Raw genomic sequence first — 25700 nt, 5'->3', positions numbered from 1 at the left:
ACTAAAAAACTTTAATAACTTTTTACATCAGTCATTTGTCGTAATTGACGCTTAATTCTCGGCAATTTCTCATAAATTACTTTTGTTTGACGGGAGAAAGCGATTTCATCGGCTACTCTTAGACTATACAAATCTTTCAAGATAAAAAGCACGTTTAGCCGTTTCTTGTGTACCAGGCGTGTTTATTGAGTTGGATTAGTGGGTGTGCGATCGCTCTAGTATAGAGAAAAAACTCTATGTAAAAGTTTCAGGAAAATTCCAATTTTTTCGTCCGTGTCTATCTTTGCCTGATTCTCTCCATAATTGTTTGAGTTCTCTAAAACTTTCTTTTTGAGTTATATGACTCCAAGCTTCTTTTAAATCACCTATTTGTTTACCAGTTAACCTCCAAGATAAGGGTGGGTTATATCCTTCTGGAAAACCAATATAACAAGTTCTAAAGTCTACTGTGCGTCTATTTGCCAGATTACTGAGCCACTTATCTTTAATTAGTTCAATTTCTCGACTATTTCGAGCAATTTGTGTTGAATCTCGAATGCTATACAGTGTCTTTAACGGTCCAATCGATTGCATCCACCAGCCAAGACCACCTTTTTGTTTCGCCTTTAATTTCTCTCCTGGAATTGCATTAATTTGGATTAATAAAACCCGTTCAACATCTAAAGAATCAAGGTGTGTATCCAGCCATTCAATAGCAGTAAATAAACCAGCATTATCAAAAAAGCCTCCATCTGCAACATGGTAGTTATGAGTAAGCCCATCTTTGCTATCATTTCTCGCTACAGGTGAGACATAAGGAAAGGTTGCAGACAGTCTAGCTGCGGTAGTGACATCGAGATCATATCCTCTATATAGAGTATGAAAGTCTAACGCTTTGGGATCTTGGGGGTTTGGGTTTGAGTTTTGAGAGTGAATTAAATCTTCAAGAGTTCCATCTATCAACTTTGTTGGCGAAATCAAGAAACGACGACCATCTTCGACCAACGTAGCGTTAAAAACTGGAATAGGAATTTTTCCTGCTAGAACTTTTTCTCGCCAACTAGCTAGTGTTGCTTGTGGTTGTGTCAGATCTCTTTGCCAATCCCATTCTAGAGCATATCCGCGATCGCTATATTTTCCTAATGAAATACCAAAAAATCCTCTGATCATATCAGGGTAAGCTAGTCCCCAACCAATGGCATCTAACCAATCAGTAGTAGCATTATTGAAAATAGTATTGAGGGTTTGATTTTCAAATTGACCAAGTTGTCCATTTGTTGTTGGAGTAGGACAATGATGTGTATCGTTAAACCGATCTAGGAAAAACATAGTCCCCACAGAACCACCAGATATCGAACTAATCAAACCAATTGATTGGGTAAATGAAACTCCTAACTCTTCTTGTAAACCACATAAAACTTGTGCTGTCCAACCAGAAGCTTGGATACCACCACCACTGGTTGCAATAACAACTAAAGTGCGCTTGTTCTTTTGTTCATCCTGTTGAATCCATTTATCCTGAATTTTAAGCCGATTATTAATTATTTTAGTAAAGTCATCTATCCGATCCAAAACTCGATCTGGTTCTACTGTATCTAATCTAAAAAAGTTATCTACATACCAGATTAAATACATAGCTCCAGAAAATAAAATAACTATTAACACAACAGGAAGATGCCATTTGTCCACCAAGAAAGTTGCTAGACTAAAAACTCCTGTAAAGAGCCAAATTAACAATAAAACATAAAACAGTGCAGAAGCTTTATTTAATAGTAAGTTATTAGTATTATCGTTATTTTTTGGGTTGAATCGATTTCTTAAATTTTGGGGATTAAATAGAAAAAAGACTACAACATAGACTATAAAACCACTAATAATCAGCAATAAAAACTCAGAAGTATAACCTGGTTTTGCTCCTATGGTATCTAAGTCTGTAAGATACTTGATATTTATCTCTGTATTTAAAAGTATTCCTAATAATAAACTTAAAACTAATCCGACTAATACGGCAAAGATGTAGTTTAATTGATATTTGCGATCGCGAAAGTCTGGTTCTCGTGCAGAAAGCCAAATGGTAATTAACCACGTAGGAGCAAGTAAAATTATTTCAGAATTTGAACGTAGCCATTTAGGCAATAGAAGCACTAATGAAATAACTAAGTCAATAATTTTTTTGAGTATGCTTAAACTCTCTAGATTTATTTGAGATATAGATTCAATACCAAACCGATATGGCGCGTTTTCTACAATAAACTCAAAAGAAGACGTAATCATGAAGGCTGTTACTGTGGAAAAAAATAGCACTGATAACAGCTGCCTTGTTCCACGCATTACAAATAAATTTTGAAAAAGGTTAGAGCTTTTTGAGATAATTGGAAATAGAAAAAATATTAATCCTGCAATAATTGGCATCCGCAAAAGCGCAATATATTGCCTGAAAAGAACTACGCCTGGGTCTTGACTAATTAATAATTTAATAAAACCATATAATATAAATAGTAAAACTATTCCGCTTACAAACGAACCAATTCTGAGTGATTTTTCATTTGATTGCATACTATGTCTGCACCAGGATAAGCTTTTTGAAGTTTTTAGAATCTAGCGATCGCATTTTTATCATCAAAACTAATACTCCTAACTTCAGGATCTGTTGAAAATAGTTGCAGCCCACTTTGAAAATCAGATTGCCGATACTGCTCGCTGGCATATTATTTAATTGGAATAGTAAAGTGAAACTGACTACCTCGATCTCTTCCCTCACTTGTTGCCCAAATTCGTCCGCCCATAGCATTAATTATCTGACGACAAATAACCAATCCCAATCCTACTCCACTAACACTGCGACGCAAATAATTTTCTGATTGGGAAAAGCGGTCAAAAATAAGTTCAAGTTGACTCGATTCGATACCTCTGCCCGTATCAGCAACAATCACCTCTAACATTTGAGGAAGTATTTCTTCTTTGTGTATCCGAGTAGTAATCAAAATTTCACCATTAGCTGGTGTAAATTTACAGGAATTATCAAGTAGCTTCGTAACTACCTCGACTAACCCTTCTACATCTGCTACTACTAAAGGTAATTGACCAGATAATTCTACCCTAATTTTAGGAAGAGTTTGATTTTTAAAATTACTTTGAATCCGACGTATTGCTAAATTAACAACGTAATCTAATTGAAATACTTCTATAGTACGATAAGCTTTTCCTGCTTCCAACTTAGAAAGAGTTAAAAAATCCTGAATTAACTGACCCAAGCGATCGCTATCAGTTAAAGCTGTATCTAACATCGCTTCTCTTAATTCACAAGGCAGATCTGGTTCTGCTGCCAAACTTTCAAGACAGATGCGAATCGTTGATAAAGGGGTACGTAATTCGTGTCCGACAATCGCAATCAGATTACTTTGAATCCTTTCAACTGCTTCTAATTGACGATTTAAATTGACTAAGTTGCTATAAGCACTGGCTTGAGTTAATGCTACTCCTGCACTATTAGCTACAGCTTCGACTAGAGCAATATCCTCAGCTTGCCATTGGCATTGTCCCTTTCTTCCATAGTGCAACTCTAACATTCCTAACAGCACTCCTTGGTAGCGAAGAGAAACCATTAACCAAGAATGAATAGCTGCTCGTTCAATTTTCTCCTTTAAAATCGGATTTCCTTGTAAATAAATATTGTTATTAACATCATTGATAACTAAAGCAGAATCTTGAGTTTGGGCAACAATAAAAATAGGATCGTCTGCTACTGACCACTTTTGACCTAACAAAGAAGGCATTCCCAAAGGTACAAATTCATACTCAACTTGCACCTCCCTATCATCAGGACTAAGGCGATAAAGCAAACAGCGACAGCGAGGAAACAACTGACCTAATTCTCGTACAGTAATTTGAATAATTTCTTCAGGATTAAGTGATTTTCGCTGTGCTTGAGCAATTTTATTAATTAAATGTTCCTTTCGTTCTGCTACCGCGATCGCTTTATAAGCTTTAAGTAATTTATATTGACCTGCTTGTAAATAAGTAACTAGCCGTTGAGTAAAAATACCAAGATCAATCGACTGACTTGTTAACAGAAAAGGTTTACTAGATACATTTTGGTTTAGATTGTAAAATTCTCTTGCTCGTTCTAACTTCTCGGTTAATTCAGGACGATAATTTTTAATATGTCCCAATAACCAGTCAGCAGCACTACAGGCGACACGGCGATCAAAAGTCCAGAATCCCTCAAATCTTTTAACCTGTTCTACTGGGTTTCTAATTTCATTTAATTCTTTTAAAGAAAGCTTTTCTTGACCTACCAAACAAGCAGCATATTGCTGTGCAATAATCACTAAATACTTTTCTCCAGCCAAAACATCGGTTTGAGCTAAAGGAATTGTTTCATAACCAGAATTGACCAACGAAAAACTCGATTCTTGATCGGGTACAGCTAGTACATAAACTTGGTCTGTTTGTTGAGCAATACGATAGAAACGACGTTCTTGTTGACGGAAAAAGCGTTCCTGCTGAAAATTAGCAATCACTAAAGGTACATCATCGCTAGCTAACACCAGATCTTCCATCGCCCGAGCCAATGCTAACAAAGAAGACTTAAAATATATTTGGGGACGAAGATGAGAATATTCTGTCACTAAGTCCCATAGAAGGGAATTAGTCAGGTTCATTTTGCTCCTCGCCATAATTTACTGGCAATAACTCTCCATTTTGATCCATAGGGTTAAGACTACAAAATTTCGTTACTTAACTGATAGTCCCCATTCTCAATTGCCTCATTGCCAGCACGTCAAATTTTGCTTAAATCTATATTTAGATTAATATGACTTGGTTTAAGTTTACCCGCTCTAAAATTGTTCCTTCTAAGTTAGTGTTACTCAGATTAGCTTGAGCTAGATTAGCCCCTGTAAGAATAGCGCGGTCTAGATTAGCCCCTATTAAATTAGCTCCTCGCAAGTCAGCATAGCTAAGATTGGCTTCACTTAAATCTGCACCTCTTAAATCTGCACCTCTTAAACAAGCTAGCCGAAGTTCTGTACCATTTAAAAGAGTTTGAGATAAATTAGCTTGCTCCAAATTGGCACGGATCAAAAAAGCACGACTTAGTTGAGCTTGATTTAAACAAGCTTTGGTTAAGTCAGTTTGCCAAAGAGTTGCCCCGATTAGATTACTTTCACTTAAATTGGCTTGATGTAAAACAGAAAAACTAAGATTGATTTCAGTTAAATTAGCCCGCCACAACTTAATTTCAGTTAAATCAACCTCGCTTAAATGAACTTGCTTAAGATCTATTTGACTAAAATCGCGCTTTCCTGATCTATATGATTCAATAAGTTGGGAAGCGTCAATCATATTAGTACTGTGCTGGTTTGGTTGTGAATTATACATTTACTTCAAGCTAATAGACCTAAATAATCTTAGGAACAAACTGTAAGCAATTTTTAAACTTTGATGCTGGGGCAAAAGGAAGTTAGTTTAGGGAGATAAAAAGCAATAAGTCATCAATACTAAGCGATCGCGCTTCTTCCGAACACGGCAGTTATAATTTGAGTGGTAATATACATAATTTTTTGTTAACTTTTATTAATTATTGTAACAAAATTTGTAACATTATCTGATTCTACTTGACAAATTTAATTTTTTCTTAAGATTTTTTTAGTAAGTAACTAGCCATCAAAAGTCTTTTAACGAAGCGTCAAAATTGGTTTTGAGCCACAATCTTAAGAAAATCTAAAAAATATTCAGTCTCGTGTAACAAAAGTTTATATTTGTTTACATCGATTTAAAAACCGTTAGCCAACTTACTTTATAAAACGGCTGGCATATAAAAAAAAATACACTCAAGCCAACTAGGTTTGAGTGTTAACACATTTGACGCTCCCGTCACTAAAAGTGAGGGATTCCTGGACTCACCATAGCCCGTTCAGGTTTCCCTTACTAATGGACTTATGCGGTGACGTAAGCTCTCTTACCCGCTCAAGGATAAATTAAATTGCTATGTTTTGCCCCTGTCCGCCTAACTGCTCCAAAAAAATTTTTTGTTGTTACATCAACCATAGCGACCAAGTACAAATAGGTCGAATTTCTAATGTTGCCGACTGGTATCTTGAGAGAGTAATTTTTCCAAAGCAACGTTTATTATTTGAAGCACCTGCCGAAGCAGAATTAGAAATTTATACCAATAGCTTTTCTAGTGCTATTCTTTCTGAACGGATTAGGTGTGAACATCTTGAGTTCATAAAATTAAATTAGAATTTTAACCTTAAAGAAAAGGCAGACGCTTTCTGAATGTATGCTCATTGATGGCGCATAGTTGTTCAATGCACAGATGCAGTTATTGCCAACCCTTAAGCTAAAAGCGACGGTGTAGCGATGAAATTTGGCATCCTTTCTGAAATTGGGTTGATTGTTAGATGAGAATTACGTTAAATTTAATTAAGCTCAATCTACCTAAAGATAAAAATAACTTGACAAAAAATAAATTAAGTGCATTTTTCAGACTAAATGTATAGCTAAAACAAAAAAAAGCATTAATAAGAAATTAATTAAAACTAAACTGGAGCCTATGAAAAAATTTTCTTGGAGAATACTTTTACTTTGGACCTTACCCTTGTTAGTGGTAGGCTTCTTTTTGTGGCAGGGAACATTTGCACCAGCTACAGAAAGTTTAGGCGGGAATACAGCTAATACTCGCATGACTTACGGTCGTTTTTTAGAGTATCTGAATGCTGACAAGGTAACGAGTGTCGAATTATACGAAAATGGCAGAACTGCGATTGTTCAAGCGATCGATCCCGAACTAGATAATCGTTTGCTGAAACTGCGAGTAGACTTACCAGGAAATTCTCCTGAATTAATTAGTAAGTTAAGAGAAGCAAACATTAGTTTTGATTACCATCCTGTCAATAATGATGGTGCTATTTGGGGCTTATTGGGTAACTTAGTTTTTCCAATTTTATTAATTGCTGCTTTATTCTTTCTATTCCGTCGTTCCAGCAATATTCCTGGTGGCCCAGGTCAAGCGATGAATTTTGGTAAATCTCGCGCTCGTTTCCAAATGGAAGCCAAAACAGGAGTAATGTTTGATGATGTAGCGGGAATTGATGAAGCCAAAGAAGAATTACAAGAGGTTGTCACTTTCCTAAAACAACCAGAAAGATTTACCGCCGTAGGTGCAAGGATTCCTAAAGGAGTTTTATTAGTTGGCCCTCCAGGAACAGGTAAAACTCTGTTAGCCAAAGCGATCGCAGGAGAAGCTGGAGTTCCTTTCTTTAGTATCTCGGGTTCGGAATTTGTCGAGATGTTTGTGGGTGTCGGTGCATCTCGCGTCCGCGATTTATTTAAGAAAGCAAAAGACAATGCACCTTGTTTAATCTTTATCGATGAAATTGATGCCGTCGGTCGTCAAAGAGGTGCAGGTATTGGTGGTGGTAACGACGAGAGAGAACAAACTCTTAATCAATTACTAACTGAAATGGATGGTTTTGAAGGCAATACCGGGATCATCATTATTGCTGCTACTAACCGTCCTGATGTACTTGACTCTGCCTTAATGCGTCCTGGTCGTTTTGACCGTCAGGTAATTGTCGACAATCCTGATATTAAAGGTCGTTTAGAAATTTTAGAAGTTCATTCTCGCAATAAAAAATTAGCTCCTGAAATTTCTTTAGATGCGATCGCTCGCCGTACTCCTGGTTTTTCTGGTGCAGATTTAGCTAACCTTCTCAATGAAGCAGCGATTCTTACTGCTAGAAGAAGAAAAGAAGCGATCACTATGGCAGAAATTGATGATGCGGTTGACCGCGTTGTCGCTGGTATGGAAGGAACTCCTTTAGTAGATGGCAAGAGTAAGCGATTGATTGCTTATCATGAAGTAGGTCATGCGATCGTTGGTACTTTGATTAAAGACCACGACCCCGTACAAAAAGTTACCCTAATTCCACGAGGACAAGCACAGGGTTTAACTTGGTTTACTCCAAATGAAGACCAAGGTTTAATCACCAAATCCCAGTTGATGGCAAGAATTGCTGGTGCAATGGGTGGTCGTGCTGCTGAGGAAGAGATTTTTGGTTATGACGAAGTTACCACTGGTGCAGGTGGTGATTTACAACAAGTCACAGAAATGGCAAGACAAATGGTCACTCGTTTTGGAATGAGTGATTTAGGACCTGTTTCTTTAGAAGGTCAAGGTGGAGAAGTATTCCTCGGTGCAGGTTTAATGTCCCGTGCCGAATATTCCGAAGAAGTTGCTTCTCGCATTGACGATCAAGTACGTCAGATTAGCGAACACGGTCACAATTTAGCTCGTAAAATTATTCGAGAAAATCGTGAAGTTATTGATCGTTTAGTTGATTTGTTGATTGAAAAAGAAACTATCGACGGAGAAGAGTTTCGTCAAATCGTAGCTGAGTACACTGAAGTACCTGAAAAAGAGCAGTTTGTTCCTCAGTTATAATTCTTGATTTTTTAGTAAATAATTTAGGGGATGAAAATAAATTCATCCCTTTTTTTTAGCTCAATTATTGATTTATTTTTCGGTTACAGCGATCGCGATTCTCGCTCCGGGTATCTGTCGCAAATTGGTAATCTTCACCTGTTCTAGTTTTAAGGTATTTTACAACAGCTTGTTGCTATTTATTTGCATCTAATCTAAGAAATATTTAAATTTTGAGTTAAGCTCGTCGGCTTGCTGAAAATATTTAGTTTATGGTAATATCCAACTAATGCCACTAATTAGCAAAATAGGGCTAATTATGCATAACTATTTTTTAAAATTAATAAAAAAAATTGTCAACTATTAAAGCTAAACTGCGATTTAATCAAAACTAACGCGGTCGCTTTCAGTGCATACTTCGTGTCCGCGTCAGCCTGAACGCTTTGCTGTTACTTCGTAATCGCATCTTAAACAGTATCTGAGTAGCAAAAGGACTTTAAATGTCTACTTCTAACTTTTGTTTCCAAAAACGTCAGCAAGAACAACGGCAACTTAAAAAATTGTTAACGGTTGGTTTTGCAGGTTCAGTATTATTTCATGGGTTGTTAGCATTAACCTTGCCCAATTGGTCGGTTGAACCACCCAAAGCAAAAGAAAAACCTGTAGATTTAATTGTTGTAGAAAAACCCAAACCTAAGCCACCAGAAACTAAAATAGAACCAAAACCAATTCCCAAACCAGAGCCGGTCAAACCTCAACCAACTCCACCACCTGCTGTTAAACAACCAGAACCAGTCAAACCTCAACCAACTCCACCAAAACCCCAACCTGCGACTAAAAGAGTTTTAACATCTCCCACCCCAGCACCATCGCAACCAGTCATTTCTGGAGCTATAGAAGATACTTCCTCAACTTCTTCGTTAAGTAGGAATTTTATAGCAGGAAATAGTACAAACTCTGGTTCATCTGACTCAGGCAGTGGTATAGGTATTCCAGGAGCAGTGGCAGCAAATAGTAGTGCGCCTCCTCGTCCTGAACCCAGTACCGATGAAAAAATTACTTGCGTTAGTAATTGTGAACCAGAATATCCCTCAGCGTTAAATGGAATCGAAGGTAGTGCAGGAATAAAACTAAACATTGATGCTGAAGGAAATGTTACTAGTGCTGTTATAGATACGGCAAATAGCAATAGCGAGCTAAATCGTCAAGCTCTTTTAGCAGCAAGACAAATGAAATTTAGTTCTCCCTCTAATGGTAGTAATGCTTCAGTTAAAGTAAATATTAACTTTACTGTTGCAGGGTCTGATTTTGACCGTCAAGCACGTCAACAAGAATTAGAAAGAGAAAGACTTGCTGAAGAACGTCGAGAACAAGAGGAAGCTCGTCAACAACAATTAGAGCAAGAAAGGCAAGCACGTCAAGAACAACTTGAACAAGAAAGACAATCAAGAATGCGTCAGCAACAGTTAGAACAACAACAACAAACAGAAATAGAAAAACCGCCTCAAGTCCAACAGCAACAACAGCAACCAACCACTTCAGAAACCGAACGGGAAGACGAAATGTTACGTAAGTTTCGGGACCGGATCGAACGACACCAACAGCAATAGGAGTAAACAGTTATCAGTGACCAGTTATCAGTTATCAGTTTTTTACTTTTTACTTTACTAATAACAATTAACAATCAACCATCAACAGTTACCACTTATCAATCAATTTGTAGGTCATATGAATAAATTTATCAGTAAATTAACAATTATTTTTGCTTTGACTTCTACTTTGGGATTAGCTGGTAATTCTACAACCTTAGCAGAAGTAGTTCCACTACCTGATGGCGGTAAGTGCCAAGGGAAAATAAGTGAGGGTAATCTCAATGGTAAGGTAACTTGTACTTATGGTAATGGCGATCGCTATGAAGGTGATTTCGTTAACGGCAAAAAACAAGGTCAAGGAGTTTATCTTTTTGCCGATGGTGGTCGTTATCAAGGAGGGTTTAATAATAACCAGTTTAGCGGTCAAGGGGTAAGAGTTTATGCCAATGGCGATCGCTATGAAGGAGAGTTTAACAACGGTCAAGCAAACGGCAAAGGAGTTTTTATTACTGCTGACGGGGGACGTTATCAAGGAACTTTTAGTAACGGTGAACCCAGTGGTGAAGGTACTTTTGTCTATGGCAACGGAGATAGTTGTTCGGGAATAGTCAGCAATGCTCAACTAAATGGTCAAGGAAAATGCACTTATAAGAATGGGAACAGCTATCAAGGAGAACTGGTTAATGGTAAACCTGAAGGAAAAGGAATCTATACTTTTGCTAATGGCGATCGCTATCAAGGACAATTTAGTCAGGGAGAATTTGCGGGTACTGGGGTTTTTGTAGAAAAAAATGGTAATCGTTACGAAGGGCAATTTAGTGACGGCAAATATAATGGCACGGGAACTTATATTTTTGCCAATGGCGATCGCTGTGAGGGTGAATTTAGTCAAGGACAGTTAAATGGGGAAGCTGTTTGTGATTATTCCAGTGGCGATACTTATCAAGGACAATTTAAAAACGGTCAAAAACATGGAAGCGGTTCTTACACTTTTGCTGATGGCACTAAAGTAGAAGGAAGTTGGGTCAATAACGAGTATCAAGAGTGATAGATTTTTTAAGCATCATTTTTTTTCTAATCTGAAATCCAAAAATGAACGCTACAAATTAATACTTTTACTTCTTCTACTTCCTCTACTTTTCATTACTCAGCCAACTTTAAAGTATTTCATATAACGCACCTTAATACTGAAATTCTGATTTTCCAATTTGATTATTTGGGTTCAGGAATTGTTTGAGGAATTGGTGTAGGTACAGGTTGGGGTTCTGGGGTAGGTACTGGTTGAGGAATTGGTGTAGGTACTGGTTGAGGTTCTGGGGTAGGTACTGGTTGAGGAATTGGTGCTGGTGTTGGTTGGGGTTCTGGGGTAGGAATTGGTGTTTCTATAGAATTGGGTTGATCGAATTGGTAGTTAATCATGAGAATCTATCCAAAATTAAAGATTAGTAAATTTTTAAAGTAAAGTTAGTTAAGTCTGGCAAAGTGTAGTTTGACTGTCTAATTGTGATAACCAATAAGGATAAGAGTAAGATTGCTCCCTTGATAGACAAGACCCTGGATAAAATTGACTAAATAATTCAACCCCTTCACAAAAATCGGAATATTGCTGACTTTCTATATTTGCCATTTCAAAAGCCAGACTCCACCAGAGAGAATTACCAAAGCAAAGTTGAGTAATTTCAGCAGAAATATTTTTATAATAGCGTTGTTGTCGTTTTTTATAGATAGAAAGCCAAGGTCTTTGACGAGCAACTTGAATTGGGATAATTTTTTGTTGAGTTAGATCCCGATAAACCCATTTAGTCCATTGTTCGATTTTACCGTGCCAACACCCTTGAGCAAATTGTCTTTCCTCTAGTTGCGCTTGAAGTGTTTTAAGTTCAAGATTTTCTTCGCGTAATTTTAGATTAACAGTTTTATACTCTGGTAAAAAAAGATAGCGATCAATTCTTGTCTCTGGGGAGGAATCAAGATTACCAAGACAATCCTCCTTAAACCAGTGTTCTACTTCACTAGGAATTTGACCCTCCTGAAACCAACGAATTTCCCAAGTAATACTACTCAACATTGCTTTTTTCTCTAATTAATTTAAATCTTTGCTCAATAATTAAAATGATTTGATTTCACTCAACAATAAAAAAATTTCACCACCAGGAATGAAAGTAGTTACTATGTTCTGATTAAGTTACTTTCACGTCAGACTGTTTAAACTACATTCTCACAATTTGGAGAATGATTAATTAAGATGGTTATCTACTTAAGTTCATTGGAACGCAAATATTTTGCTCGTTCATCCCTCAAAAGATAGGCATTAATTTTTCCTAACTGGTAACTGGCAACTGTTAATGGGTGTAAAAATTTAATCTGGCTGCTACTATTTACTTCTGATCAATAACAATTAAAAGTACTGTTAAAATTTGAGATTAACGAGCTACATAGCATTCAACATGAAATCCTACTCTAATAAATACTCACATAATCTTTTATCCCTAGCTAATTGGATCGTACCAATCTTATCAATTCTGTTTGCTATTTTTGTTTGTGCTACACCTGTTTTAGCCACAGGAGTTTACGATTTACCCAGTCCTAATACTGAAGATGTTTGGATGGTAGATCAAGCAGATGAAATTAGTCTAGCTACTCAAGGGAAACTAAGCAACAATTTTCAACAATTAGCTAAACAAACTGGTCAAGAATTGAGAATGGTAGCAATTCGTCGTTTAGATTATGGCGAAACGATTGACACTCTAGCAGATCAACTATTTTCAACTTGGTATTCCACTTCTGAAGCACAAGCAAATCAAACTCTTTTGGTAATGGATACTTTAACTAATAATGTTGCTCTGCGTACAGGGTCAAAAGCACAACAATTAGTCAGTCCAGAAATTGCTCAAAGCGTAATTAATGAAACGATTGGTTACAATCTTAGAAAAGGTGATAAATATAATCAAGCTCTACTCGATGCAAGCGATCGCCTTGTTGCTTTATTATCTGGCAAACCTGATCCCGGTCCACCTGCCATTACCGAAGAGATTCAAGTAGAAGGAACTTTTACTAAAGCAGAAGATACCGATGCTGGTAGTGCTACTGTTTGGGTTGTAGTTTTATTACTTTTAGCTACCGTAATTCCTATGGTTACCTATTTTTGGTACGTGGGTTTTCCTGGTAATTAATACCAATTGAATTTAATTTAGTTGGGACAAGGGGAAAAGAAGCAGAGGAGTTTTAGGAGCTTTATCTTTACGTCCTGAGAAGACCTCAGCTGAAGGGACGGGGCGTTGCTATCGGGTTGAAACTAATTCAGCCCACAGCCCCTCATGAATCAGGACAATTTTGTTTATGACGGTTAAGAGTATTGTAGATATTAACACTTTGATCAAAGGTCGAACCAGTTGTTAGTTTACGAATTTAAAGTCAAAGCCAATCAACAACAGTCCAAAGCTATAAATGAAGCTATCCGTATAGGACAGTTCATTAGAAATAAATGTCTTCATCTCTATCATCAGGCTCGTTTTACCAGTACCTTACTCTGGTCTGGTAGTGTAGGACTGTTTACTATTGGTAATGCGATCGCTCTTGCCCTTGCTGCTTATCTCTGGCAACGTCAAGGATTACTATTGGCACTGCCTATCTGATCTTTTACTACACTAATCTACTCAGTCAACCCATCGAGCGCATTTGCGAAGAATTGGAACAACTTCAGCAAATTGAAGCTAGTATCTACCGTATCCGCGAATTATTTCAACTTTTGATTCTACTATTGACGATGCAAAGATTTTATCGACGCTATAGTTATTAGGACTTACAGGGTGGTTGCGATCGCTTCCACAAGGTTTAGATACTCTCCTCAATTCCGATAGTAGTGGGCTTTCTGCGGGACAGGCTCAACTGCTAGCCTTTGCCCGTGTATTTCTCAAAAATCCTGGTTTGGTAATTCTGGATGAAGCATCTTCCCGACTCGATCCGACAACGGAAGTATTAATTGAACGGGTGATCGAGCAATTACTCAAACATCGTACTGCAATTATTATCGCTCACCGCCTCAAAACCATACAACGAGCAGATCGAATTTTGATTTTAGAACTAGGGAAAGTTATGGAATATGGCGATCGCTTTACCCTAGCTTTGATTAAAGTTCTCTAGCAATAGAGCTTTAATAGATTGAAACAGACAAAGTTTTAGTTTTCTTTACTAACTACTGTCAATACTTTCAAAATATTGATAAAAAATTTTAAAGCTAAAAATCGATAATTGTAATTAATCTGTTTAGATTTTTTTTAGACTTTCAGTGTATTATATTATGCATAGATACAAATCAATGATTTTATTTGTTTGATTTGTTTAATTCTATGAATACAGTGAGAAGTCGTTCGTAGCATTCGATTTTCCCTTGCAATTTAACTTTATGAGGCAGTCCAAAAATATTTAAGTGTAGCTGCTAGGAGATTTTATGAACCAATTTTCCCGAAGAAAATTTTTACATACGGTAGATGTATCCGCTGCCAGTACTATATTTCTCAAAGCTGGTGGGAATCCTCCCGAACCTGGGAGTCAAGCAACTACAGAACAAGTAGAAACAGCTGATATTAGTCCCGAACAGATGCCTGAAACTGGTAGATTTAAATCTATTTATTTTAAAAATACAGCAACACCATCATGAATAAAACAAAGGCGAAACCATCTACAGACGAAGGGTGGGCTGTCCATTTTTACGATAGCGATCGCCACCTGCGTTTTACTCTAGAGCCTTCCCATATTTGGGCGTTCTGTTGGGGTACTGGGGTGGGTCTTCTAGTGGCTATTGTATGGTATGCACTCTATAGCGCGTCCCATAGTCTCTCAAGGAATACCGAGCATTTAACCAGCCTCGCGCCAAATTCTGAAACTAGATATCTAGAAGGCTTATACCCTGAGTCTGATAGTTCGTTTAGTTCATTCCCCTTCGGAATAGATTAACTATTGGTCAGCTTTTGCCTAGCTAATGGAAAAAAAATTAAATCAATAATATTTAAAATTACTATACTCCTCATCAGAGGAGTTCTAAGGAGGTATTCGTGGATTTCTTGTCCCTTTTCGTAAAGGACTTCATTCTCCAGTTGCAGTCCCCAACACTCGCTTTTTTGATTGGTGGAATGATCATTGCTGCTCTCGGTAGCGAATTGATAATTCCAGAGTCGATTTGTACGATCATCGTCTTCATGCTGCTCACCAAAATCGGTCTGACCGGGGGAATTGCAATCCGCAATTCCAGTTTGTTGGATATGGTGTTACCCGTAGCCTGTGCTGTAATAGTAGGGATTCTTGTTGTATTTATCGCCCGTTCTACATTGGCAAAGCTGCCAAATGTCAAAGTTGTGGATGCGATCGCAACTGGGGGGTTGTTTGGTGCCGTGAGTGGCTCTACTATGGCTGCTGGGCTGACGGTACTGGAAGAACAAAACATCCAATACGAGGCATGGGCTGGCGCACTCTATCCCTTCATGGATATCCCAGCACTCGTAACTGCGATTGTTGTAGCCAACATTTATCTCAACAAAAGAAAGAAGAGTGCTGCAGCCCAATATATTAAGCAGGAGTCTTTCAGCAAGCAGCCCGTTGCGGTAGGCGATTATCCCGCTCAGGAGGATTATCCCAGTACTCGGCAGGAGTATCGCAGCCAGCAGAATGGGGATGCGGATAATCGCGTCAAGATATGGCCTATCGTGGAGGAAAGTCTTCGGGGTCCTGCCTTATCGGCAATGTTATTAGGTCTCGCTCTTGGCATATTCACCAAGCCAGAAACTGTCTATGAAGGCTTCTACGATCCTGCCTTTAAAGGCTTGCTTTCGATCTTGATGCTGGTCATGGGTATAGAGGCTTGGTCAAGGCTTGGCGAACTGCGCAAGGTTGCCCAATGGTATGTCGTGTATAGTGTGGTAGCACCATTTCTGCATGGGTGCATCGCCTTCGCTCTCGGCATGATTGCCCACTACACCGTGGGATTCAGCATGGGTGGTGTCGTGATCCTAGCCGTCATCGCTGCCTCTAGTTCAGACATTTCAGGCCCACCCACGTTACGAGCCGGTATCCCGTCGGCAAACCCCTCAGCTTACATTGGTGCCTCGACAGCCATCGGTACGCCAATTGCGATCGGCGTGTGTATACCTTTCTTCATCGGGCTAGCCCAGGCGATCGGCGGACTCTAATCCCAGACGGATAGCAGTATGTCGCCTCTCTCTTGACCTGGCAAACCAAGTAGATTAATGTACATCATTTAAGAAGATAACCAATTTAAGGAGATAACCAACATGGCTAAGCAAGCCAACAAGCTCGTTATCGTCACGGAAAAGGTTCTGCTGAAAAAAGTCGCTAAGATCATCGAGGAATGCGGGGCTAAAGGGTATACGGTGATGCAGTCTGGCGGTAAAGGCAGTCGCAACGTGCGCTCGTCGGGGCAACCCAGCAGTTCCGACACCGAGGCGAATGTAAAGTTCGAGATACTTACCGAAAATCGGGAGATAGCTGAGGATATTGCGGATCGGGTCGCACTGAAATATTTCAAGGATTATGCGGGCATTGCCTATATCTGTAGCGCAGAGGTACTGTACGGGCAAAGTTTCTGTGGACCAGAGGGCTGTTAAATCGAGACGACGCAGACCCAACAAGCCAGCAAGCTCGTCATCATCACGGAAAAAGTGCTGCTGAAAAAGATCGCCAAGATCATCGACCAAGCTGGGGCTACCGGTTATACAGTACTTGAGACTAGCGGTAAAGGCAGTCGCAACGTGCGCTCGTCGGGACAACCCAGCGTTTCCGACACCAACTCGAATATAAAGTTCGAAGTACTCACCCGCGATCGGGGTATTAGAAACGGGATAGCCCGATGTCTAAAGGCAGGGATTAACCCAGAATACCCCGAACAGGGAACATGCCAAGGAGGAGTAATAAGTCCGTTACTAGCCAACGTTGCTCTCAACGGTATAGAGGAAATACATAAGTCTATCCGCTACGCGGATGACATGGTATTTATACTCAAACCTGGAGACAATGAAACTCAAATACTTGACCAAATCAAAGAATTCTTAGCCCAATGCGGAATGGAGATTAGCGAAAGTAAAACCAAAATAACGGCTGCGACAGATGGATTTGATTTTTTAGGATGGCACTTTAAAGTCCAATCAAACGGAAAATTCAGAAGTATTCCCTCAGAGGACAACTTCAAAACATTCTGTGAGTGACTGATGCTAGCCGGTCATTTTTCAGACAATGGTTAGAGTACTTTGCTAACGTCTTTCAACGAGAGTTAGTGACAGTAAATCCGAATTACACAAGTCAAGATTGCAGTAGTTGTGGTAAACGAGTCAAGAAAAGTCTTAGTACTAGAACTCATAGCTGTGAGTGTGGAGTTAATCTTTGTCGTGACCACAACGCAGCAATTAATATCTTAAACAAAAAATTTGGACATGGTTTAATCAGCCTCATTTTGACCTCTGCCTCTGCTCCCCTGCATCGAAATTCTTTATTTAAAAATTGATGGTTTTTGAGAATTAGAATTAGAGGTTTGTCTTAATCTTGTTCCTGTACCACCATCAGCAGGATCTAAGAAGGGACGTAAATCAATATCTTTAGGCGAAGCAACTGGTTTCTTACCGCCACCAATAACATTGCCAATTTGATTAAGAATATCTCCACCACCATTATCGGTATAAGTATAAACACCTTGAGTTTGTTGACCATCATCAGCAACTAAAAGATTTTCAAAAACTTGGTCGCGGGTAATTTGAGGGTCTTGTCCTGGTGGTACAGTTAAAACAATTTTGCAATCAGTTGGGTCTACTTGAGTAGTCACGCAAATTGTATCATAGCCGTTTTCAATGCCTGTAGTTAACTCTAGCAAGCCATCTTGACGATATGATTCTAACCGCCTAGTAATTTCATTACATCTATTTTGTGGAGTCCAACCACCACCCAATTGACTTGGAATTGCCCAAGGATAAGCTTGATCAGGTCGACTTTCGGGATAATACATTACTGTATATTCACCGTTAACCATTTCACATCTAAATCTAGTATCGCTGCTGGTTGAATAGGTACTGTTCGTAGTTCTGGTACTGCTAGAAGAACCAGAGTTTCCATTCTCATCAATAATTACTTCTGGTGGTTGAGTATTACTTTGACTGATTACTTGAAACAGTTTTTTAAAGTTGTAATTGTCTAAGTTATTGCTATTAGAAGCTGGTAACGCATAAGCATTAGCTCCGCTAAACATTACCACTAAAGATAAAGCTAAACTGCTTTTTTGGAGTAAAGACGTTAATTGTGGCGACATAATATCCCTTTTGTAAATATTAAAATGAATAACTAAATAATTAATGAGCTAGAACTATTTATTAACTTAATTTAGATGTTAATAAAAAATATCCGTCATTGTGCTTATTGGATCTACTTCAGCAATTATGACGGAAATATTAAATAAATGTTTCAGTGTTATTAATTTTCGAGACGTTTTTCTAAGTATTGACCGATCATTAATTCTTGTCCAGCACGAGAAATAATTGATTGTCTAGTACGATAACTTTGACCAATTAGTTTAATTTCTTCTTCAAAAACTGAACCATTGTACTCGGTACGCAAACACATAGTTTGAGGATTGGTAAAGTAATAAGTCGCAACGACCGGTTCAGTAGTGGCAAAACCGCGATCGCGATATAGTTTATTTTCCCATACTCCAAATACAGTTGAACCGTTAGAAGGTTTGCGAATTGTACCAGTATAATTACTTGACCAGGTTACTTTTGTTCCACCAACCAAAGCTTCCAAATTATCTAGCTGATGCAGTTTGGCTAATTCAATTAGTTCTGGTGTACCTTGTTCTAAAAATTTAATCGTAATTAAACTTTCAACTTCTTGAGGTTCTGTTTCCTTATTGAGTGTGTAGTAGCGTCGCTGAGATTGCCATTGACCTGCTGATTGTTGAAAAAATTCAAGCGATAAAGATTCTAATGTTTTTGTTGTCATTCCCACTGATGTCATAGAGAGCAAACCTCTGTTAATAAGTTTGATGCATGATTAGCTACCTCTGTAAAGGAGCGTCCCAATTTTCTTAATTTTTCTTAATATAACACGATCTTTAGATCAGCTTAGGCATTTGTACGGTCTTTAATCTTAAGATCAATTAACTAAATTAAACTTTCCAACACAGCACCCACTACTCGATGATCTTCGTCTTGTTTAAGTTGGTTAAGAGCTTCTTGTGCTTGAGGGGTGTTAAATTTTGCCAATGCCCTTGCTACTCGCATCCGAGTACGCCACCATTGATCTGTTACTAAAGCCAAGAGTTGAGCTAAAGCCTCTTCTTGTTTGGAAGTATTAGCGAAACGAACTAAACAGTCAATACAAGCCTCTCGAACAGTTTGATCTTCTCCGTGTAAACCGCAAATACAAACTTCTAATAATTCTTGTGGACAATCTAATTCAGCTAAGGCTGCTAGAATACTGCGACGAACCAACCAATGATCATCTTGTTCAAACATCAATACTAAATGAGGTATTGAAACCGTGCCAAAAAGAGAAAGAGAATTAGCAGCTTCAGCACGAACATTAGGATCTCGGTCGAGTTTCATCATCTGTAATAACGCTGCAAAAGATTCTGCATTGCGTTTTTTTCCGAGTCCCATCGCCACAAAAGAACGAACTAAAAATTCTTTGTCATTGATTTTTTCTTTCAACAGAGGTACTACAATGTCTGTTTCATAATTTCTTAGTTCAGTAATTGCTTTCATCCGCTTTTGAGAATCGGAATTACTTAAATATTCTTGAATCAAATTAAAATCCATATATTTTCTGAGGGAAAAAGAAATTTTTTACTTTACCTTACTTTACATTTGCAGTTAACTATAACTGCATTTGGGATGATCTTTGATGTAAATAGATCAAAAATTGTAATTAGATTAAAAAATGCTTAGCGATCGCATTAAGGAATTAATTCAAAAGTCTCGAATTGTCAGTTTTGCTGATTGGCAGAAGCAATATTCAAACGAAGTTATCGAAATTTTTCAACAAGCCGACGATCAAGGCAGATATCTTAGTGATCAAGACATTAAGCAAATTCAGACTCTTACTCCACAGCTTACTACTTCCACTACTCAAGCTCAACTGCTAAGAGATAGAGTTGAAGAAATTGTATCTCAAGCAAGAGCCGAAGTTTTAGCTGCTTATCCTCAAATTACCGAACCTGGTGGAGATTTATACCCTCCAGCTAGAGCAGAAGCTTGCTGGCGAGATTTCTGGCATTTTTTGCGTTGTATTACCTATGGTATAGCGGGGCAATCCGTTGAATATACTAGTACAACTGGCTTAGGTTATATGGAACAATTGTATCAAGAATTAAAAGTTCCTCTTGAGGCTATGGTTTTAGGGCTAGAAAAATTGAAATACTATAGTTTGCAGCAGTTCGAGGAACAAGAGAAAATTCAATTAGCTCCTTATTTCGAGCATTTAATTAATAAAATGAAAGGTTTTTCTCTGACTGCTGCTTAAAAAATATTTTTTTTCGCTTAAGTTAACTGCGTCTATTGTGTTTCTCAATTTTTAGAGATACAGTTCATTTGCTTGATGTTTGTTAATGGTTGATGGTTATTGGTAAAGTAAAAAGCGCGAAGCGTCCTGAGCGATCGCGAAGGAGTAAAGTAAAAAACTGATAACTGGTAACTGTTAATCAAATTAATTACTAGGTGGACTAGGAGGATTAGGAATAGAATAAGGATTATAATTACTGGGTAAACCTGGAAGACCTGGTAAATAAGGATTTGGGTTAGTATCAAAATTAGTAGGTGTTTCTGTTGCTTGAGAATCTCCAGGAAGAGTAGCTAAAGCCACGCGATCGCCTCCTACCTCTCTTAAAACATCTAATACCTCTACAACTTCACGATAAGTAGTGTTTTTAGCAGCATGAAGTACCATTAACCCTTCTGGATTGGATTGATGATAATTTTTAATCGACTGCGATAGCTGCGTTTTGGTTACGATCTGTTGTTCGACATAAATTTGACCCAAATCATCTAAACTAACTACTAACATATCTCGCATTTGGGCTTTACCCGTTTTAGCACTAGGTAAATCGAGATTAATTGCTTGCTGACGAGATAAACCGACTGCACCCAAAATAAAAAACGTCAAAATACAAAAAATGACATCAATCAGAGGAAGAATCTCAATTCTGGTTTCCTGGTGAACTGATTCATCTTGCCAGAGTCGCATTCGACGCATAGGAAGATGAGTAGGATATGGATGGCGTGTATTAGTTTTTTTTATTGTCATAATTGTTTAAATAAATTTAAATCTTATCGCTCCAAACTAGAATCAGTTTCTAAGTGAAAATCGACTGGTAATCCTTCAGTTTCGGCTTCCAACCATTTCTGCCGATAAATTAATTCTAGTTGACTGCCAATTTTACGAAAAATTCTGACTTGATTTGCCCAAAAAGCTTGAAAAAGACGATAAAAAGCTAGACTAATAATCGCAACTAACAAACCTGCTGCGGTAGAGATTAAAGCCTCACTTATTCCTAAAGTAACCCCAGAAGTAGAAGCAGTACCAAGATCGCTAAGTTTAATTGAACTAAGAGCTTGAATCAAACCCCAAACTGTACCAAATAAACCCAATAGAGGCGAAAGAGCAATCACAGCTTCTAAAACTTTTTCTCCCTTACGCATATGAGCCAACTCATCATCAGCAGCAGCTTCTAAAGCTAAGTGAAAAACTTCTGGTTCGGGATTAATTAATTGTAGAGGAGAATAGATAAAATTTGCTAAAGGATGATTTTTGTATTCACGGGCAATTTTTTCAACTAAACGCCAGTTAAGAGTCGCTGCTTCCATGACGCGATTGATAATTAATTTTTCTTGAATCAAAACTCTTGACCAAAACCAGAGTCGTTCTAAAATCGTTCCTACAGAAAGAATTGAAAGAAATAATAGTGGCCAGATTGTTACTCCACCTTTGGCAATAAGTTCAGCAAAATTCACGGTTTGTTGTCCCTCCATTTGTTGTGCAAAAAATTTTGATCAAACAGTTTCAATTATTTCAAATTTTTTTGGTTGTTTCCTCAGTAAATATAGATTAATAATTGTAAAAAATAGAGGTATAGTATTCTCTCTTTGAGGTTTCGCAAGGTTCTTGAGTATTACTTAACAGATCTTTTAGTTTTGTTTTTCTTCTATAATATCGATAATTTTTTCTGGTTCAAGCTAGACTCAATTATTAAAGATTTTATTGACTTCAAGTTCCATCTTTTATCAGTTCAGTTGGGATTATTTTTAACACGTGTTTTGCTTAATGTCTACAAGCTAGACTGTATCTTTAACTGATTTTTAAGTTTTAGTAAATCAAAATTATTAACAAGGTTAATTCAAATAATAACTAAATAAATTACAGATTTTGAAGACTAGTTTTAATAAAGGCAAGCGATTCTTTTAAACTAAGCAAAGGAAACAAAAAAAATGAAACTTAATTAAAACCATGATTTCAACAAGCTCAAAGAGCGATCGCTTTCGTCGTCAAACCGCTCAATTAGATTTACCGCCTCGTGTCTTACTAGGGCCTGGGCCTGCCAATGTCCATCCCCGCGTCTTAACTGCCATGAGTACTCCACCAGTAGGACATCTCGATCCTACTTTTTTAGCTGTGATGGATGAAATTCAAGATTTACTTCGTTATGCTTGGCAAACTGAGAATGAATTAACTATTGCGGTCAGTGGTACTGGTAGCGCAGCGATGGAAGCAACTTTAGCCAATGTAGTTGAACCAGAAGATGTAGTCTTAGTCGGGGTCAAAGGTTATTTTGGCAATCGCTTGGTAGATATGGCAAGTCGATATGGTGCGGATGTTCGTACCATCAGCAAACCTTGGGGACAAGTATTTGATCTAGCTGAAATCAAAACTGCGCTAGAAACTCATCGTCCAAAAATTTTAGCTTTAGTTCATGCGGAAACTTCCACAGGAGTGAAACAACCTTTAGAAGGGTTGGGGGAACTATGCCAACAGTACGATTGTTTACTTTTAGTTGATACAGTTACCAGTTTGGGAGGTGTACCTTTATCGATTGACCAATCGGGGATCGATTTGGCTTATAGTTGTAGCCAGAAAGGTTTGGGTTGTCCTCCTGGTGCTTCACCTTTTACCATGAGTGCCAAGGCAATTGATAAATTAAACAGCCGTCGTACTCCTGTGGCTAACTGGTATTTAGATATGTCGCTGTTGAGTAAATATTGGGGAAGTGAACGCGTTTATCATCATACTGCCCCAATTAACCTTTATTACGGTTTACGAGAGGCTTTACGTCTAGTAGCTGAAGAAGGATTAGAAAAGCGTTGGCAAAGACATCAAACTAATGCTGAGTTACTGTGGCAAGGGTTAGCAGAATTAAACCTAGTTTGTCATGTAGAGCAACAATATCGTTTACCTACCTTAACTACTGTCCGTATTCCCGATGGAGTTGATGGTAAAGCGATCGCTGGTAAACTACTAAACGAATACAATATTGAAATTGCTGGTGGTTTAGGTGAATTAGGTGGTAAAGTTTGGCGAATTGGCTTAATGGGATATAACAGTCGCCCCGAAAATGTCATTCTTTTACTTAATGCTTTAAAGCAAGTTTTATATTTTTAAAAGTTCTGATTTTTAGAACGAGGAGTGGTTATTTCCTGCTCAGGATTAGTCATTTCTCGCTCAGGAATAGTTGGCCCAAGTTCTTTAGAATCTTCTGCCTCATTCATTAATTTCAGTACAAATAAAGAAGATAACACCCCGATTCCAATTAAAATAATCAAGCTTAACAATAATAGCTGTAGTTTTTTAGATTTGCGTGGCTGCGGAAGCGGTTCAGTAAATTGTGCTTCTGTAGGCTGTAATGATTCTGTCTCAGGCAAAGAACTATCAGTTGCAGCAACTTCAGACCAACTGAGCGATTCTCCAACTACTGATTCTACCTCTGCCCAAGAAATAGCTTCTGCTTCTGTTTCTGATTTAGGTTGAATCTGACAATGAACTAAAGCCACCGTAACATTATCATGCCCATTTTTTTCATTGGCAATTTTTACTAACGCTTTAGCAGCTTTGATGAGATTATTTTGGTCTGAATTCTTTAACAGTGGTAAGATTGTACTTTGCCAGTATTGTTCTACTCGGTCAAAATCACTTAAGCCATCAGTACAAAGCAAAAAGACACAATCGCGATCTATAATCAATCGTTGGACATTAGGATGAAGAGAACCAGAATCTCTCATTCCTAAAGCTTGGATTAAAGCTCCTGCAGAAGGGTATTGTAGAGCTTCTCGATAAACAGCATAGCCGAGGCGTACTTCTCTCGATGCTAAATCATCATCTACAGTAACTTGATGGCAACTTTCGGGAGTAATCAAATAAATCCGAGAATCCCCTACATGAGCTAGGTACATTTCATGATGATGAGCTAAACTCATGACCAAGGTTGTTCCCATGCGTCGTCGTTCTTGACGTTGTTCGTTATCGTTACGATTACTAATGATATCGTTAGCTGCGTTAGTAAAATTGGCTAATTTCTGGATTACACTAGGCGGATTGGTATCGTATTTACCTAAAGATAATTCAGCAACTCGATCTCTAAGATACTTAATAGTTTGTTCAGCAGCAATTTCTCCTCCTTCGTGTCCTCCTACTCCATCACAGACAATGGCTAAAGAAGTTTCTTGATTGCCAACATTAATCAGCGTTTCGTTGGGAGGATAGGAAGCGTCTTCATTATTATTTCGACTAGGACCTGAATCAGTACAAGCAACTACCCGATAAGAATAATCAAAAGTATAACTACATAATTGAATTGCTCGGTCTAAAAGAGCGATTATTTGTTCTGGTTGATTAATCGTTCCTTGTTGAAGACGAAGACAAAGTTGTGTTAAAAATTCTTGAATTTGTTCAGATGCAGTTTGATTCCACTCAGACCACAATTGAGCCAAATCTTTTAACTGGGGAGTAGCTGACTGGTCTGGTTCTAATTCTAAAAGCTGAATTAATAGTCCATTCACTCTAATTAATTGAGCATTCAGCAGAGTAGAAACTAGCTGTTTGCTAGCTAGAGGTTGCCAAAGATTAACGATTTGCCTCAACCAACTTAACTGTTGTAAAGCAGTTGCTTGTTCCCACACTTCAGTGATTTCTGGTATCAATTGAGGATGTAATAATTCTCCTCGTTCGTCCGTTGGTACAGTGCCATATTCTAGCAACCAAATATCTGTACCATCGAGTTGTCCATAAACTTGAGGAAGGTGAGGCACATACGAAAAAAGTTGTAGATAAGCAATAATCGTTTTAGGTACGTCCTCTGGAGTTTGAGGTAATTTTCCTGGTTGAGTATCAAGAAATACTCTTCGATCTAATGCCAAATAGCGATCGCCAATTAGTTGCCCAATTTGCTCAGGCGCGACCGCATCTGTTATTGCCCACAGATAACGTTTGACTATCGGCGTTTTACATCGATGACAAAATTGATTATCTATCGAATTAACAGCTAGACAATGAGGATTCGAGCATTGAATTGTTTGCTCCGTGTTTGACATAGATACTTGGAATTGGGAAACGCGCTTCATAAATTTTGCGCTGATAATTTCACTCAATTGTTACCAGAGGTTGAACCAATATCATTGGCTTATTAACCAGTTTATTACGCCAAGAATTGTAACGTCTGA

The 25700-nt window shown here is 38.1% G+C and carries 22 protein-coding genes and 2 pseudogenes; 13 read left to right on the top strand and 11 right to left on the bottom strand.

From position 1 onward, the window contains the following. Positions 1-234: 234 nt before the first annotated feature. The 3 genes from STA7437_RS14980 to STA7437_RS14970 all read right to left on the bottom strand — a co-directional run bounded on the left by STA7437_RS14980 (position 235) and on the right by STA7437_RS14970 (position 5361). Complete coding sequence (locus STA7437_RS14980; RefSeq protein ID WP_150109074.1) at positions 235-2115, bottom strand: hypothetical protein; 1881 nt, start codon at positions 2113-2115, stop codon at positions 235-237. A gap of 572 nt (positions 2116-2687) precedes the next feature. Then, a complete protein-coding gene (locus STA7437_RS14975) occupies positions 2688-4643 on the bottom strand; it encodes a DICT sensory domain-containing protein (protein ID WP_015194232.1) in 1956 nt (651 codons plus the stop codon). A 142-nt stretch (positions 4644-4785) separates the two neighbouring features. Next, entirely contained in the window at positions 4786-5361 is a 576-nt protein-coding gene (locus tag STA7437_RS14970; protein WP_015194231.1) for a pentapeptide repeat-containing protein, read from the bottom strand. Between the two features lie 609 nt (positions 5362-5970). Here STA7437_RS14970 and STA7437_RS14965 point away from each other — a divergent pair. From STA7437_RS14965 to STA7437_RS14950, 4 genes are all read left to right on the top strand, one after another. Beyond that, positions 5971-6225, top strand: a complete 255-nt coding sequence (locus tag STA7437_RS14965; RefSeq protein WP_015194230.1) for a DUF1830 domain-containing protein — start codon at positions 5971-5973, stop codon at positions 6223-6225. A 313-nt stretch (positions 6226-6538) separates the two neighbouring features. After that, the gene (gene ftsH2 / locus STA7437_RS14960) at positions 6539-8428 is read left to right on the top strand and encodes an ATP-dependent zinc metalloprotease FtsH2 (protein ID WP_015194229.1); all 1890 of its coding nucleotides are present in this window, start codon (positions 6539-6541) and stop codon (positions 8426-8428) included. 479 nt (positions 8429-8907) lie between these two features. After that, complete coding sequence (locus STA7437_RS24970) at positions 8908-10017, top strand: energy transducer TonB family protein (RefSeq protein ID WP_015194228.1); 1110 nt, start codon at positions 8908-8910, stop codon at positions 10015-10017. A gap of 118 nt (positions 10018-10135) precedes the next feature. Beyond that, a complete protein-coding gene (locus tag STA7437_RS14950; protein ID WP_015194227.1) occupies positions 10136-11047 on the top strand; it encodes an MORN repeat-containing protein in 912 nt (303 codons plus the stop codon). Between the two features lie 164 nt (positions 11048-11211). On the opposite strand, the gene STA7437_RS14945 is transcribed toward STA7437_RS14950, so the two are convergent. Beyond that, positions 11212-11418, bottom strand: a complete 207-nt coding sequence (locus tag STA7437_RS14945; RefSeq protein ID WP_015194226.1) for a hypothetical protein — start codon at positions 11416-11418, stop codon at positions 11212-11214. Between the two features lie 49 nt (positions 11419-11467). Beyond that, positions 11468-12067, bottom strand: coding sequence for a hypothetical protein (locus STA7437_RS14940; RefSeq protein WP_015194225.1), 600 nt, complete (start codon positions 12065-12067; stop codon positions 11468-11470). A 379-nt stretch (positions 12068-12446) separates the two neighbouring features. On the opposite strand from STA7437_RS14940, the gene psb32 reads away from it, so the two are divergent. From psb32 to STA7437_RS27135, 7 genes and pseudogenes are all read left to right on the top strand, one after another. Next, entirely contained in the window at positions 12447-13172 is a 726-nt protein-coding gene (gene psb32, locus STA7437_RS14935) for a photosystem II repair protein Psb32 (RefSeq protein WP_015194224.1), read from the top strand. Between the two features lie 285 nt (positions 13173-13457). After that, positions 13458-14142: pseudogene (locus tag STA7437_RS27705) on the top strand (ATP-binding cassette domain-containing protein); the annotation flags it as partial. A 307-nt stretch (positions 14143-14449) separates the two neighbouring features. Next, positions 14450-14659, top strand: a complete 210-nt coding sequence (locus tag STA7437_RS14925) for a hypothetical protein (protein ID WP_041619468.1) — start codon at positions 14450-14452, stop codon at positions 14657-14659. Between the two features lie 394 nt (positions 14660-15053). Then, positions 15054-16184, top strand: a complete 1131-nt coding sequence (locus STA7437_RS14915; RefSeq protein ID WP_015194222.1) for a sodium-dependent bicarbonate transport family permease — start codon at positions 15054-15056, stop codon at positions 16182-16184. A 102-nt stretch (positions 16185-16286) separates the two neighbouring features. Further along, the gene (locus tag STA7437_RS14910; RefSeq protein ID WP_015194221.1) at positions 16287-16619 is read left to right on the top strand and encodes a P-II family nitrogen regulator; all 333 of its coding nucleotides are present in this window, start codon (positions 16287-16289) and stop codon (positions 16617-16619) included. Further along, entirely contained in the window at positions 16620-17216 is a 597-nt protein-coding gene (locus STA7437_RS27860) for a reverse transcriptase domain-containing protein (protein WP_083856864.1), read from the top strand. Continuing rightward, a pseudogene (locus tag STA7437_RS27135) lies at positions 17213-17512 on the top strand (zinc ribbon domain-containing protein); the annotation flags it as partial. The gene STA7437_RS27860 and the pseudogene STA7437_RS27135, both read left to right, overlap by 4 nt. Here the strand turns inward: STA7437_RS27135 and STA7437_RS14895 are convergent. The 3 genes from STA7437_RS14895 to STA7437_RS14885 form a co-directional block, all read right to left on the bottom strand. Further along, entirely contained in the window at positions 17498-18307 is an 810-nt protein-coding gene (locus STA7437_RS14895; protein WP_015194220.1) for a COP23 domain-containing protein, read from the bottom strand. The pseudogene STA7437_RS27135 and the gene STA7437_RS14895 sit on opposite strands and share 15 nt — an antisense overlap. A 161-nt stretch (positions 18308-18468) precedes the next feature. Further along, the gene (locus STA7437_RS14890; protein WP_015194219.1) at positions 18469-19011 is read right to left on the bottom strand and encodes a phycobiliprotein lyase; all 543 of its coding nucleotides are present in this window, start codon (positions 19009-19011) and stop codon (positions 18469-18471) included. Positions 19012-19157: 146 nt separating this feature from the next. Continuing rightward, the gene (locus tag STA7437_RS14885) at positions 19158-19814 is read right to left on the bottom strand and encodes a HEAT repeat domain-containing protein (RefSeq protein WP_015194218.1); all 657 of its coding nucleotides are present in this window, start codon (positions 19812-19814) and stop codon (positions 19158-19160) included. A 121-nt stretch (positions 19815-19935) separates the two neighbouring features. Between STA7437_RS14885 and STA7437_RS14880 the strand changes: the two genes are divergently transcribed. Beyond that, complete coding sequence (locus STA7437_RS14880; protein ID WP_015194217.1) at positions 19936-20517, top strand: globin family protein; 582 nt, start codon at positions 19936-19938, stop codon at positions 20515-20517. Positions 20518-20700: 183 nt separating this feature from the next. On the opposite strand, the gene STA7437_RS14875 is transcribed toward STA7437_RS14880, so the two are convergent. After that, positions 20701-21297 carry an ExbD/TolR family protein gene (locus tag STA7437_RS14875; RefSeq protein ID WP_015194216.1) on the bottom strand — a complete coding sequence of 199 codons (597 nt, stop codon included), beginning with the start codon at positions 21295-21297 and terminating at the stop codon, positions 20701-20703. 23 nt (positions 21298-21320) lie between these two features. Then, positions 21321-22004, bottom strand: a complete 684-nt coding sequence (locus tag STA7437_RS14870) for a MotA/TolQ/ExbB proton channel family protein (protein WP_041620058.1) — start codon at positions 22002-22004, stop codon at positions 21321-21323. Positions 22005-22497: 493 nt separating this feature from the next. Here STA7437_RS14870 and STA7437_RS14865 point away from each other — a divergent pair, with 493 nt between their 5' ends. Continuing rightward, the gene (locus tag STA7437_RS14865) at positions 22498-23646 is read left to right on the top strand and encodes a pyridoxal-phosphate-dependent aminotransferase family protein (RefSeq protein WP_015194214.1); all 1149 of its coding nucleotides are present in this window, start codon (positions 22498-22500) and stop codon (positions 23644-23646) included. Here STA7437_RS14865 and STA7437_RS14860 read toward each other — a convergent pair. Next, on the bottom strand, positions 23643-25601 hold the full coding sequence (locus STA7437_RS14860) for a PP2C family protein-serine/threonine phosphatase (protein ID WP_015194213.1): 1959 nt from the start codon (positions 25599-25601) through the stop codon (positions 23643-23645). The genes STA7437_RS14865 and STA7437_RS14860 overlap by 4 nt on opposite strands. Between the last annotated feature and the right edge of the window lie 99 nt (positions 25602-25700).

Source organism: Stanieria cyanosphaera PCC 7437 (assembly GCF_000317575.1).
GTDB classification, from domain to species: domain Bacteria; phylum Cyanobacteriota; class Cyanobacteriia; order Cyanobacteriales; family Xenococcaceae; genus Stanieria; species Stanieria cyanosphaera.
Note: the sequence above shows the minus strand (reverse complement) of the source record. Positions and strands in the feature narration are given on the sequence as shown.